Raw genomic sequence first — 13,053 nt, forward strand, 5'->3', positions numbered from 1 at the left:
AGTTTGTCGTAGAGCTGTAGAGAATCGTAGGGCTATAGCTCTACGATTTGCTACAGCCCTACGACAAACGCGCGGGGCGGGGTCGGTCAGTTGCAGGCTCAGCGGGGCCGCGTGGGCTGGGCCGACTCGTCAGCCCAGCCCACTCGGTTCAGCTCAGCTCAGCAGCTGCCGTTCTCCTCCCAGGGGCCGTACTGATCGCCCGGCTCCTGGTTCCGGGTGTACCACTTGGCGGTGTAGCTGGTGCCCTCGTGGACGATGGTCTCGCCACCGTCGAACTGTGAGCTCGGTGCCCACTGCGGCAGGGTCTCCTCGCCGCATTCGGCGGGGGTTCCCACCTCGGACCAGGCGCTCCACGGGGATGCCCCGGGGACCTGGTTCTTGGAGTACCAGAGCGCGGTGTAGACGCCACCCTCATGGCTCACGGTGTCTCCGTTGGTGTAGACCGCGGCGGAGTCCCAGGCCTCATAGCTGGGAGTCTCCTCGCCGCCGTCGTCGCCCTCTCCATCTTCGTCCTCGTCACCGTCGCCGGGGGTGCCGGCTCCCGAGAGGGTGAGGTCGGCCACGATCGGATCGTGGTCGGAGGAGCGCCACTGATCCGGGGCGTAGAGCATGGTGCCCACGGAGTTGTAGCGGCTGTACTCCAGCGCGAGAGGCTCCACGGCGTTGATGTTCCAGATCTGCGTCTGGTCCACATCACCGGCGGCGGCCTCGGTGGCGAAGAGGTGATCCAGGGATCCCACCGCGCCGTCGAACATGTAGCTGTATCCACCGGTCTCCGCGGAGAGGTTGGTGTACCCCGCCTCGGTGATGACCTGGATCGGGTCCTCCAGCTCGTAGGAGTTGAAGTCGCCCATCAGGAACAGCCTCTCGGTCTCCGCGTCTTCCTGGAGGGCGTCGGCGAACGCAACGAGCGCCTCGGCCTGCCGGACACGGTCGCCGTTGAAGGAGCCCTGCCCGGTGGTGTCGGCATTATCACCGGTGCCGCTGCCACCCTTGGACTTGAAGTGGTTCACGACGGCGAGGAAGCTCTCCGCGCCGTCGGCGTTCTCGCCGGAGCCGTCCACCTCCGTGAACTCCTGGGCCAGGGGTTCACGTGCGTTGGAGAAGATCTCATCGAGGTCCAGCTCGCCGAGCTGGCTCTGATCAAGGTCATCGACGCCGTCCTCGAAGAGGATGCGCGAATCGCCCTCGGGTGCGACGCGATCGGTGCGGTAGATGAATCCGTTGCGGATCACATCTTCCTCGGCGGGAACCTCTTCCGGGGACTCGACGTAGTCCCAGGTCCCGGCGCTGTTCTCGGCGCCGTTGAGCGCCTCGACCAGAGCGGCCAGGGCGCGGTCACGGTCCTCGTCTGCGAAGAAGTACCGAGTGTTCTCGATCTCCTGCAGTGCCACCACGTCGGCGTCGAGTCCGCTGATGGCGGCCACGATCTTGGCCTCCTGGCGCTCGAAGCTATCCTGGCTGTAGGCGCCGCGCGCGTCACAGTAGTCGTTGGTGGTGGGGTTGCCGTCGATGTCGGTGTAGTACTCGCACCCGGCCTCGTCCTCGCCGAGGGAGATGAAGTAGTTCAGCACGTTGAATCCGGCGATGCGCACATCTCCGGTCCGCTCCGCAGGGGACTCGTTGCCCTCGCGGGTGTTCTCGAACTCTGCGGGCTGGACCTGCTCGGCGGTCTCCGGGGTGAGCTTGCTCAGCGGCTGCAGCCGCCATTCCTCGAACCGGTAGTCCATGATCACGTCGGTCTGCCACAGCACCTCGGCGCCGATGCGGATCGGATCCTCGAGCGTGAGATACGGCAACGGCTGGTCGCGATCCTCGCTCCAGGCCTGCCAGGAGGTCGACGCCGCGTCGTCGAGGTAGATGACGCGCTCATCGTTCTCAGCGGCCAGCGCCTCAGCCTCGGGGCCCGGGCGGAACGCGGAGGTGGGGTTCACCAGCGGCTCCTCGCCCAGAACGATGCCGATCTCGCCATACTGATTCAGCGTGTAGTGGTCGGTGACCGTGTAGGTGCCCTGCGGGTCGATCAGCATGCCCAGCAGAGATTCGCGCGCATCGGCGGTCTCCGGAACCTCCACGGAGGCGGGCTTGACCGCTTCGAAGGGCTCATCCTCGATCAGGCTGAACTCATGGTGCGGGGTCTGCGTGGACTCCGGGTAGAGGCTGATCTGCGGAGCGTCGTAGTAGACCTCTGCGTCGCCGGTGATCTCGACGAAGTCGCCGACCTGCACACGCTCCTCAGCGACCGACCACGGCGAATACACGAAGATCGCGTCCGAGGTCTCGTGCGTGCTCAGGTCCACGTCCCCGCCCGAACCGGCGGTCTGCAGATAGAAGCCGTTGAAGCTCTGCTCCGCGGGATAGACGGCGGTCACCACGCCGCGAGTGGTCACGGCGAACTCCTCGTCATCACCTGCCAACGTGGAGTTGATCTCGTCGATCTCCAGCTCCGTGGGATCCGTCTCGGGGTCCGTGGGTTCGGGATCGGTCGGCTCAGGATCCGTCGGCTCAGGATCCGTCGGTTCGGGATCCGTGGGTTCTGGATCGCTGGGTTCCTCGCCGGGCTCAGAGGGCTCAGGATCCGTAGGCTCGGGATCCGTGGGCTCGGGATCCGTGGGCTCCGGTTCGGGCTCCGCGCCGGAGCTGGTCTCGCCCGACGCGTTGGTGGGCGAGGGAGTCCCGCGGCTGAAGTCCACGGAGTTGTCGTCGGTGTCGGATCCCTCGGTGCGGTTGAGCGACGAGGCGTTGGTCCCCGACGTCGCCGCAGCGGTCTCGAAGGTGTTGGTGCTGCCGAAGCCTAGCAGGTCTGCCACCTGCGGCTCATCGACCACTGATTCCAGCGGCAGTGCCTCGAGGGTCTCGGTCGTGGTGGCCAGGATGAAGGTGCCGCCCGCGGCAGCGCCGATCGCCGCACCGGTCTCGGCGTCGGCCGCGGGGAGCTCGGCGCCGTCGCCGCTGTTGCCTCCGCCCTGGATCAGGTAGTGCCCTCCGGGCTGGATCTCACCGCTCAGCGGCACAGTCGAGGTCGGCGCACCGGTGGAGGACCTGGCGCGGTACTGCAGCGACCAGTCGCCGAGGTCCACGCTCTCCTCACAGGTGTTGAGCAGCTCGATGAAGCGGTTGGTCAGTGCGGCCGAGCCGCTGCCGCCGTTGGGAAATGCCTCATTGATCACGACGCAGTCTGCGCCGGGGGCCGCTTCGGGGGCCGCTTCGGGGGCAGGAGTCTCGGGGGTGGCAAAGGCTGGGGCTGGTGCCAGGAGGGCGGTGCTCAGCCCAAGGGCGGCGAGGCCGCGGGTGAAGCGTCGTCGTCGTCCTGGTGGGGGAGCATTGCTGGGGGATCTCGTCACGTCATAGTCCTCATCAGGTCAGGGTGATCGCTGTGAGCGCTCACCATGGTGGTCGTATCAGTGCGAATGTTCAGACCGATCTGCGAAGCCCCGCGAGTGAGATCAAGCACAGTCCGGCCCGTGATGAATCCAAGCAGGGTCATGTGAACGGCGTGCTACATGAAGGGAAATGCCCGTGACCTGCGGGCTTCCGGCAGCCGTCCGCGCGGGTTTGTTGCGCCTACGATGCTCCAGCGCGACGCCGCCTACCCGTCGTGTATACCCCCGGGGGTATACTGGAGTAACAGTATCGATCAGAGGAGGACGCGATGTGCCGTGCAGTGACCTGCAGTACCTGCGGAAAGACCACCTGGGCCGGATGTGGGCAGCACGTGGATGACGTGGTGCGCGGAGTCAGTGCCGGGCAGCGCTGCCCGGGCCATGAGTCCGCGCCGCGCAGCGGGTTCTTCGCCCGCCTGCTCGGCCGCTGAGCCGGCGCTCCGTCCGTCTCCCCGGCGGCTCGCCTGCTCGGGGGGTCCAGATACAAAGAAGCCCGTCAGCCTGAATCAGGCTGACGGGCTTCATGTTGCGGAGGATGGGGGATTTGAACCCCCGAGGGCGTGAACCCAACACGCGTTCCAAGCGTGCGCCATAGGCCGCTAGGCGAATCCTCCTGGCTGCTTCTCGCTGGCCTGCCTGATCGGCGCGGCCCTCGAGAGCAGACTTCATACTAGCGGAGATGCATCCCAGAATGCACATCGGCGCCGCGTAGGATGGATCACCCCCGCCCAGTGACCAGCACATTCACCCCCCGAGCAGGTCTCGGCTCGGCCCAGTTCAACCCCGACAGAGGAGTCCCAGGTGCACGCAGGACGCTATGCGCCCAGTCCCTCCGGAGACCTGCATCTCGGGAACCTGCGCACCGGAATGCTGGCCTGGCTCTTCGCGCGGTGGAGCGGACGGGAGTTCCTGCTCCGGTTCGAGGACCTGGATGCCGAACGCACCGTGGAGGGTGCCGAGGCCCAGCAGCTCGAGGACCTGCACGCGGTGGGCCTGACCTTCGACTCCCAGCATGGCCACAGCTCCATCAGGCAGTCCGAACGGCTGAGCCTCTACACACGAGCCATCGAGCAGCTCACCGAGTCTGGGCTGACCTTTGAATGCTTCTGCTCGCGCAAGGACATCCGGGAGGCCACCCGGGCTCCGCATGCGACTCCCGGGGTCTATCCCGGCACCTGCCGGAACCTCAGCGAGGCGGAACGGGCGCACCGTCGCGCCGAGCGCCCGGCCTCGCTGCGGCTGCGCGCCGACCGGGACGACGACGGCGCCGCCCCACAGGTCAGCGCTCAGGACCTGCTTCTGGGCGAGATCACCGCCGGAGTGGATGACTTCGTGCTCCAGCGCAACGACGGCGCCCCGGCCTACAACCTGGCAGTGGTGGTCGATGACCACCTCACCGGGGTGGACCAGGTGGTCCGCGCGGACGACCTCGCCGCCTCGGCGCCGAGCCAGGCCTACCTGAGGGGCCTGCTCTACGGGACCGAGGCGGCCTCGGAGGTCGTCTACGCCCATGTGCCCCTGGTGCTCAATGCCGACGGACGGCGCCTCGCCAAACGGGACGGGGCCGTGACCCGCTCGGCACTGCGGGAGCAGGGCCTGAAGGACGAGGCCCTTCGCGAGATGCTGCTGGACTCGCTGGGCCTCCCCGCCGGGACGCTGGCCGCAGCACTGGAGTCCTTCGACCCCGCCAGCCTGCCGCGGGAGCCCTGGGTGTTCAGGCCGACAGACCTCTGATCACGGGCGGGAGAGCTGCACTCACGGGCGCAGCATGATCTTTCCCGTGCGGCCGGGCACGAAGTTCGCCTGCGCGGCCTCGCGCACCTGCTCGAAGGAGTAGGTGGCCTCGGTGGTCAGCGAGATCGAGCCGTCCTGGACCCGAGTGAGCAGCTCGGTGAAGAGCTCTCCGCGGCGCTGCGGCGCCAAGGAGCCCATCACGCGGCTTCCCCAGAAGCCCTTGACGGTGACGTTCTTGAAGATGATGGCGCCGGAGTTCAGCTCCATGGTGCCCCCGGCCATCGCGCCGAAGATCACCAGCGTGGCCTCCTCGCCCAGCTGGGAGAGGACCTGGTTGCTGGACTCGCCGCCCACCGAATCGATGCCGGCAGTGATTGCCGCGCCGCCGGTGATCTCAGCGACGCGATCCTCCCATCCGGCGGTCTCGGTGGAGACGATCTGGGTGATGCCCTGCTCGGCGAGCTCATCGACACCTGCATCCCGGCGCACGAGACCCACCACGTTGATCCCGCGGGTGGGGGCCAGCTGCGCGAGCAGACGTCCGACAGCGCCGTTGGCGGCGTTCTGAATGATCCAGTCGCCCTCCTTCAGGTCGAGCCAGTCCAGCAGCGCCAGCGTGGAGAACGGCATGGCCACCAGCTGGGCGGCGACGTCGTCGGCGGCAGCCTCATCCACCGGGATCAACCCGGCAGCTGCGGCTGTGAAGTACTCCGCCCAGACACCGAAGGTGCCGCCTGCTGCCACGCGCTGACCCACGGAGAGCCCCTCCACGCCTTCGCCGAGCGCGTCGATGACGCCCACTGCCTCGGTGCCTGCACGCGCGGGAAGCTCGGGCTTGAAGCCGTAGCTTCCACGGATGGTCCAGAGGTCATGGTTGTGGATCGGGGACATCAGCGTCCGGATCCGAACCTCGCCCTCGCCGGGCTCAGGGACGGTGACGTCCTCCACTGTGAGGACGTCCCAGGGCTCGCCGAATGTTTCATGGGTGACAGCACGCATGATGGCCTACTTTCCTAGTGTCTATCGCTGATATATCTCCTGATGAGGTACGCGAGCCGCAACAGTCACCGCGACAGGGCTATTCCTGGCGCGAAGGTCTCTGTGACCCCTCCCACGTAGACTGGATCCACCGAAGACCGTTGGAGGTCCCGGCCGATCCACCCGCATCCCCGCAGGCCTCCGAGACCAGAAGGCGAGAACCCATGCCCGAAGACGTTCAGGACCAGAACAGCGCCGACTACACTATCGGCGACTACCTGCTGGACCGGCTGGCCGAGCTCGGACTGACCGAGCTGTTCGGCGTTCCCGGAGATTTCAACCTCCACTTCCTCGACCACGTGGTGGACCACAGCAAGATCCGCTGGGTCGGCTCTGCCAACGAGCTCAACGCCGGCTACAGCGCGGACGGCTATGCCCGCATCCGCGGCATCGGTGCCTTCCTGACCACCTACGGGGTGGGAGAGCTCTCCGCGATCAACGCCGTCGCGGGCTCCTACGCCGAATCCGTGCCGGTGGTCCAGATCGTCGGGGCCCCGCCCAAGGAGACCCAGGCCTCCGGACGAAAGATCCACCACTCGCTGGGAGATGGGGACTTCAAGCACTTCCTGCGCATGGCTGAAGAGGTCACCTGCGCCCACGCCGACCTCGACGCCGCCACCGCGACCTGGGAGATCGATCGGGTGCTGCGCGACGTCGTCTTCCGCCGTCGGCCCGGTTATCTGATGCTGGCCGCCGACGTCGCCGAGGTCCCGGCCTACCCGCCTGCTGAACCGCTGACCACGGACCTGCCGGTGACCACCCCGCGCGCCGTCGCCGCCTTCGAAGAGGCCGTCCGTCGTTTCCTGCCCGGCCGGCGCACCGCCGTGCTGGCCGACCTGCTGGTGCACCGGCTCGGCGCCACCGAGGAGCTCGCCTCCTTCCTGAAGGATTCACAGCTGCCCTTCGCGACCCTGGCCTGGGGCAAGACGCTGGTGGATGAATCGGACCCGAACTTCGTGGGCATCTACGCCGGTGCCGCGTCCCAGGACCGCGTTCGCGACGTCATCGAGGGCGCAGACGCGCTGATCACGCTGGGTGTGGAGTACACCGACAACACCACCGCCGGCTTCTCCATGAACCTGGATCCCGCTCGGCTGATCGACGTCTCGCGCTTCGGGGCCCGCGTGGGGGAGGAGGTCTTCACCCCGATCTCGCTGCAGGACGCACTCGCGGTGCTGCACCGGGTGACAGAGGACCTCGACGACGTCGTGCCCATGCCCGCCGCAGAGGCCCCCGCCCCGGAGACGCCGCGCGAGCCCTCGGACGAGCCGCTGACCCAGGACGGCCTGTGGCGAGTGCTGGCCTCCCAGCTGGAGTCGGCGAACATCGTCGCGGCGGACCAGGGCACCAGCTATTTCGGGATGGCCTCCCACCGGTTCCCCGCGAAGTCCACGTTCATCGGCCAGCCCATGTGGGGCTCCATCGGATACACCCTGCCCGCCATCCTCGGCGCCGGCCTCGCAGACCCCAGCCGACGCCCGGTGCTGCTGATCGGTGACGGCTCGGCCCAGCTGACCATCCAGGAGATGGGTGTGATGATCCGGGAGAAGCTCCCCACGGTGATCGTGCTGGTCAACAACGACGGCTACACCGTGGAGCGTGCCATCCACGGGCCCGACGCCGTCTACAACGACATCGCGCCGTGGCGATGGGAGCTGGTGCCGCAGCTCTTCGGCGCCGCGGAGGAGGACTACCTCTATCGCCGCGTCACCACCGAGGCGCACCTGCTGGCGGCCTGCCGCGACACGATGAGCAACCGCGAGAAGCTGGTCTTCATCGAGGCGATCACCGACCGGGACGACATCCCGCAGCTGCTCGAAGATGTGGCGAACGCGCTCAAGCGCTGATCAACTCCGCGGAGGCCGCCCGACCCATTCGCGTTCGGACGCAGCCTCACGATAAGATGATTTCCGGCCCCACGTGCGGTGCCATCCTGCTGAACTCCCCCAGGACCGGAAGGTAGCAAGGGTAAGTGGGCTCTGGCAGGTGCACGTGGGGCTCTTAATGTCTTTGGCAGCCTCGGCGGCACCCGGTTGACGCACCGGAGCGCGACCTGCACCACTCGAGCGCAGGATCATTCTGTGGGTGGATGTCCCTGGTCCTCTGCCGCTTCTACGCTCGAGGCATGGACTCAGCACAGCCCCGGACCTCCCCACCCCGTCGAGCGAACCGATGGTTCCAGGCCCCCTGGGTGCAGGGGATCGGCACGACGCTGGGCACGCTGGTCCCCGCCCGGAGCTACCCGGCCTGGCTGCGACAGACGATGATGTGGGTGCCCGCCGTCGGGCTCGGCGCACTGGTGTCGAGCCCGACGGTCTGGCGATCCCTGGCGGAATCCGCCCAGGCGCAGCCCGACTCGCCGGGTGCTGAAGCAGCAGATTCGGCGAGGAACGAATCCGCCGAGCAGCTACTGGACACTTCTGCCGCAGACCGCTCCCGCCGCAGACCGTTCACGCGATGGCTCGGCCGAGCCGGTGGCGGGATCGCCGTCGGAGCCCTGGTCTACGGCAACATGCGGATGGGCTTCTGGCTCGACGGGGCCATCGAGCGCGGCCTGCGCCGGGTCCATGTCCCGGCGCCCCGGGTGGTCATGGCCCTCGCCGCTGGGGGAGCGGCCGTCTGGACTGCCAAGGCCGATAGGATCCGGGCGGCGTCTGACTCATAGACTTGCAGCCATGGATCACAGGACCGCAGGCACGCGCACCCAGCGGCTGCTCATCTGGCTGAGCACGCTCGCGATGATCGGGATCATCACCGGGATGAGCTGGCTGCTGATCAACGGGACCCTGCCGCTGAGCGTCTTCGGCAGGGGTGCGATTCCCGCGGCGGAGGAATGTCCCCGGGGCACCCAGCAGCCGGTGGTCCCCGATCGGGTTCAGATCTCGGTGTTCAACACCACCAATGCGCCGGGTCTCGCCAGCGAGGTGGCTGGTGACCTGGATGACCGCCGGTTCCGCATCGCCGAGGTCGACAACGACTATCTGGCCGACACCGGCTTCGCCGCCATCATTCGGGTGGGTGACCGCGGCCTGCGCCAGGCCTACACGCTCCAGCAGCACATCCCGGCCTCCATGGTGGTCTTCGATGACCGTGCCGACTTCAGTGTGGATCTGGTGCTGGGATCGGAGTTCCAGGAGGAAGGCATAGAAGAGGCCGAGGACGTCGAGATGGTCCCCGGCCTGCTTCACTGCTCCGCGAAGTGAGACCCCGTGCTCGCGACGAACCGGCTCAGCGAGCGGTCTTCCAGCGGCGAGCTGCGATGAAGCTGCGCACGCCGAGGACGATGTAGACCACGAGCACGATCACGGTGATCAGCGCCGAGATCACCGCACCGGGGTTCTCTGACTCGCCCGCGAAGAGCTCCCCCAGGTTCGTCAGCGGCATGATCATGCCCAGCGCGCCGAGCAGCGCGATGACCAGGGCGATGTGCACACCAAGCTTGGTGTTCTTCTTCGCGATGGCGCCGCTGATCAGCAGCAGCACACCCACCACGGAGGGGAGCAGCGCCGTCATGCTTGCGAAGGAGGTGGCGACGTATCCGATGATTCCGACGGCGAGCAGCAGGCCTCCGACGATCAGGGTCAGGCGGGGCATGGGGCTGGCGGGTGCGGCGGGTGTGGTCATGATGCTCCTTACAGATACGTGGTGATCAATTCTTCTACACAGTGTAGAAGAGATGGGGTGTGCGAATCTTCCGCTGTTTCTTCGATCTGTCGAAGAAACGCAGATCTTTGATGAGAAAACTGTGGTCTGGGGCTTCCATAGGCCGTGAACTGGTGTTGTCCCCGAAACACGGTCCACGATTCAAAGGAGATTCCGATGACCGAGACACTCATCTCACAGCCGAAGACCTCGCAGAACCAGAACGCCCAGCGCGAGGGCGGGCTGAGTCCCGAGACCACGCAGGTATTCCAGCACAAGGTCGACGCGCTGCAGCTGGACTGGGACACCAACCCGCGCTGGGCGCAGACCACCCGCGAATACTCGGCCGCCGAGGTCGTGCGCCTGCAGGGCAGCGTCCAGGAGGAGCACACGCTGGCCAAGCGCGGATCCGAGAAGCTCTGGAGCCAGCTCACCGCCGAGCATGCCGAGGGCAAGTACACGAATTCCCTGGGGGCGCTGACCGGGAATATGGCGGTCCAGCAGGTCAAGGCTGGCCTGCGCGCCATCTACCTCTCCGGCTGGCAGGTCGCCGGCGACGCGAACCTCTCGGGCCACACCTACCCGGACCAGTCGCTCTACCCGGCCAACTCGGTGCCGAGCGTGGTCCGACGGATCAACAACGCGCTGCTTCGCGCGGACCAGATCGATTACCTCGAGGGCACCCGCACCGTGGAGGATTACCTGGTGCCGATCATCGCCGATGCCGAGGCGGGCTTCGGCGGGCCGCTGAACGCCTATGAGTTGATGAAGTCCATGATCGCCTCCGGGGCGGCCGGCGTGCACTGGGAGGATCAGCTCGCCTCGGAGAAGAAGTGCGGCCACCTCGGCGGCAAGGTGCTGATCCCGACCGGTCAGCACATCCGCACGCTGCAGTCGGCTCGGCTGGCGGCTGACGTGCACAACACTCCCAGCGTGGTCATCGCCCGCACCGACGCCGAGGCCGCGACGCTGATCACCTCCGACGTCGACGATCGTGACGCTCCTTTCATCACCGGTGAGCGCACGGCCGAGGGGTTCTACAAGGTCCGCAACGGGATCGAGCCCTGCATCGCCCGGGCCAAGGCCTACGCCCCCTATTCGGACCTGATCTGGATGGAGACCGGCACACCTGACCTCGAATACGCCAAACAGTTCGCCGAGGCGGTCAAGGCTGAGTACCCAGACCAGATGCTGGCGTACAACTGCTCTCCCTCCTTCAACTGGAAGAAGCACCTCGATGACGCGACCATCGCGAAGTTCCAGCGTGAACTCGGGGCCATGGGATTCACATTCCAGTTCATCACCCTCGCCGGATTCCACGCGCTGAACTACTCGATGTTCGAGCTGGCACGCGGATACAAGGACGAGCAGATGAAGGCCTACGTGGAACTCCAGGAGAAGGAGTTCGCCGCAGAAGCCGACGGGTACACCGCTACCAAGCACCAGCGCGAGGTGGGCACCGGATATTTCGATGCCATCTCCACCACCTTGAACCCCGAGTCCTCCACCGTGGCTTATAAGGGATCCACCGAAGAGGGCCAATTCCACTGATAGACCGGCAGTGACAAAGGAGTCAGCCATGAACGCACAGACCAGCATCGCACCGAAGCCCAGCACCCGCCCCGAGACCCACGCCGAGCGGATGGCCGATCCCGGCAATGGGATTACCATCAACGGGATCACGCTCACGGCAGCCCGGGCATCGCGCCAGAACGAGGTCTTCACCGCGGATGCGTTGAGCTTCCTGAGCAGCCTGCACCGTGAATTCGGCGAACGGATCGCGGCACTGGACCCGACGCAGCTGCAGCCCGAGCGCAACTTCGCGCCGAGCCCCGCGGGTCACAAGGAACGTGCGATGGAGGCTGAGGCCTCATGGAAGGCGCTGGTGGACAAGCACCTGGCGCAATCGGGCTGCGCCTTCGCGACTCCGCGGCGGCTCACCCGCTCGGAGGATCGGATCTTCAGTCAGGGCCAGCCGCTCTCGGCAGGGCTGGTGGACTTCGGCCTGCACATCCAGCGCTGTGCTCGGCGACTCGTCGCTGAGAAGCGTGCTCCGTTCATCTCTTTGCTGGGGCTGGAGCGTGAGGAGGAGCTGGAGATCTGGCAGGAGATGTTCGCTCGCGCCGAGGAGCTGATCGGCCTCCCAGCCGGCACCATCCGGGCCATCACGTTCAGCTCGGCGGACGACGACCGCGGCGGCGCCATCCTCGTGGAGAAGCGCGCCCGCTGACCCGGCCGCTGAGGCACGACGAGGCCCCCAGCTCGATGCGCAGCCTGAGCTCTGCATCGAGGCCGGGGGCCTCGGTCGTTCAGCGGCGTTCAGTCTCCGGTGATCAGCCCTTGAGGGAGTCGATCATGTCGGAGTTCTCTTCCAGCCACACATCGGCTGCTTCTTCTTCGTTGTCCGCGTACTCGTTGACCATCATGTTCTCGAGCTCCGCGTACTCCTCGTCGGAGAGGGTGAAGCCGCTCATCCACTCAGCGACATCCGGGAACTCGCTGGAGAACTCGGAGTTGGCGACGAAGTTCAGCGTCTCTTCCTCGCCCAGGGCGCCGGCCGGATCTTCGAGATCCTTCAGGTCGTAGTCGCCGTAGGCGTAGAAGGGCCGCCACAGCGTGACGACGATGTCTTCCTCGTCGTCGATGGCGGAGCCGAGCTCGGTGAGCATGGCGCTGGTGGAGGACTCCACAAGTTCGAAGTTCTCGTCCAGCTCGTACTCCGGGAAGACCGAGTCGGCGGTGACGCCCATGTGGCCGGAGCCCGGCTCGATGCCGACCACGCGGTTGTCGAAGTCCTCCGCGTTGTCGTTGAGCTCCTCGATGGAGTTGATCTCGCTGTATTCCGGCACTGCGAAGGTCAGGACTGCACCCTCGTAGTAGGCGCCCAGATCCTCGACATCGTCGCCGTACTCCTCCATGTAGTCCGCGTGGGTGACCTCGGGCCATGCGGAGGGATAGACGTCGATATCGCCCTCGGCAACACCGGTGTAGAGCAGCGCGGCGTCGTTGATCTCTTCGATCTCGACGTCGTAGCCCTCATCTTCGAGAATGCCCTGCCAGAGGTAGGCCATGCTCAGGCCATCGGTCCAGCTGGGGATGATGCCGAGGGTGATGGTGCCACCACCCTCACCCTCGCTGGCGTCACCGTTCTCCTCGTCGTCGCCACCACCGCCGCAGGCGGTCAGGGCCAGCGCCGCAGCCGCTGTGATGCCGACGAATTTGGATGCTCTTGCTGTGCGTGTACTCATCATGTTCC

Annotated in this window: 11 protein-coding genes, 1 tRNA gene and 1 other RNA gene; 8 read left to right on the forward strand and 5 right to left on the reverse strand. The window is 66.5% G+C overall.

Annotated features, from left to right (window positions below; translation table 11 throughout):
* Window positions 1-158 precede the first annotated feature (158 nt).
* Window positions 159-3,344, reverse strand: coding sequence for an ExeM/NucH family extracellular endonuclease (locus tag H4W26_RS11375; protein WP_192592343.1), 3,186 nt, complete (start codon window positions 3,342-3,344; stop codon window positions 159-161).
* Window positions 3,345-3,664: 320 nt separating this feature from the next.
* Between H4W26_RS11375 and H4W26_RS11380 the strand changes: the two genes are divergently transcribed.
* A complete protein-coding gene (locus H4W26_RS11380) occupies window positions 3,665-3,814 on the forward strand; it encodes a hypothetical protein (RefSeq protein ID WP_192592783.1) in 150 nt (49 codons plus the stop codon).
* 98 nt (window positions 3,815-3,912) lie between these two features.
* Here the strand turns inward: H4W26_RS11380 and H4W26_RS11385 are convergent.
* Window positions 3,913-3,997 (reverse strand) — tRNA-Ser (locus tag H4W26_RS11385).
* 187 nt (window positions 3,998-4,184) lie between these two features.
* On the opposite strand from H4W26_RS11385, the gene gluQRS reads away from it, so the two are divergent.
* Complete coding sequence (gene gluQRS, locus H4W26_RS11390; RefSeq protein ID WP_192592344.1) at window positions 4,185-5,117, forward strand: tRNA glutamyl-Q(34) synthetase GluQRS; 933 nt, start codon at window positions 4,185-4,187, stop codon at window positions 5,115-5,117.
* Window positions 5,118-5,138: 21 nt separating this feature from the next.
* On the opposite strand, the gene H4W26_RS11395 is transcribed toward gluQRS, so the two are convergent.
* Window positions 5,139-6,116, reverse strand: coding sequence for a zinc-binding dehydrogenase (locus tag H4W26_RS11395; protein WP_192592345.1), 978 nt, complete (start codon window positions 6,114-6,116; stop codon window positions 5,139-5,141).
* Between the two features lie 203 nt (window positions 6,117-6,319).
* Between H4W26_RS11395 and H4W26_RS11400 the strand changes: the two genes are divergently transcribed.
* The 4 genes from H4W26_RS11400 (at window position 6,320) to H4W26_RS11415 (ending at window position 9,358) form a co-directional block, all read left to right on the forward strand.
* On the forward strand, window positions 6,320-8,002 hold the full coding sequence (locus tag H4W26_RS11400; RefSeq protein ID WP_192592346.1) for an alpha-keto acid decarboxylase family protein: 1,683 nt from the start codon (window positions 6,320-6,322) through the stop codon (window positions 8,000-8,002).
* A 62-nt stretch (window positions 8,003-8,064) separates the two neighbouring features.
* Window positions 8,065-8,161: signal recognition particle sRNA small type (gene ffs, locus H4W26_RS11405), an RNA gene on the forward strand.
* Window positions 8,162-8,280: 119 nt separating this feature from the next.
* Window positions 8,281-8,820, forward strand: coding sequence for a hypothetical protein (locus H4W26_RS11410; RefSeq protein WP_192592347.1), 540 nt, complete (start codon window positions 8,281-8,283; stop codon window positions 8,818-8,820).
* Between the two features lie 10 nt (window positions 8,821-8,830).
* Window positions 8,831-9,358, forward strand: a complete 528-nt coding sequence (locus H4W26_RS11415; protein ID WP_192592348.1) for a LytR C-terminal domain-containing protein — start codon at window positions 8,831-8,833, stop codon at window positions 9,356-9,358.
* Between the two features lie 25 nt (window positions 9,359-9,383).
* Here the strand turns inward: H4W26_RS11415 and H4W26_RS11420 are convergent, their stop codons facing one another.
* Complete coding sequence (locus H4W26_RS11420) at window positions 9,384-9,779, reverse strand: hypothetical protein (RefSeq protein WP_225940005.1); 396 nt, start codon at window positions 9,777-9,779, stop codon at window positions 9,384-9,386.
* Window positions 9,780-9,974: 195 nt separating this feature from the next.
* Here H4W26_RS11420 and aceA point away from each other — a divergent pair, with 195 nt between their 5' ends.
* Window positions 9,975-11,348, forward strand: a complete 1,374-nt coding sequence (gene aceA, locus H4W26_RS11425) for an isocitrate lyase (protein WP_192592349.1) — start codon at window positions 9,975-9,977, stop codon at window positions 11,346-11,348.
* A 28-nt stretch (window positions 11,349-11,376) separates the two neighbouring features.
* Window positions 11,377-12,027 (forward strand): aldolase/citrate lyase/malate synthase family protein, encoded by a 651-nt coding sequence (locus tag H4W26_RS14160; protein ID WP_192592350.1) that lies wholly within the window; start codon window positions 11,377-11,379, stop codon window positions 12,025-12,027.
* A 103-nt stretch (window positions 12,028-12,130) separates the two neighbouring features.
* Here the strand turns inward: H4W26_RS14160 and H4W26_RS11435 are convergent, their stop codons facing one another.
* Entirely contained in the window at window positions 12,131-13,045 is a 915-nt protein-coding gene (locus tag H4W26_RS11435; protein WP_192592351.1) for a glycine betaine ABC transporter substrate-binding protein, read from the reverse strand.
* Between the last annotated feature and the right edge of the window lie 8 nt (window positions 13,046-13,053).

Origin of the sequence: Nesterenkonia halotolerans, assembly GCF_014874065.1 — a bacterium.
In the GTDB taxonomy this organism is placed as follows: Bacteria; Actinomycetota; Actinomycetes; order Actinomycetales; family Micrococcaceae; genus Nesterenkonia; species Nesterenkonia halotolerans.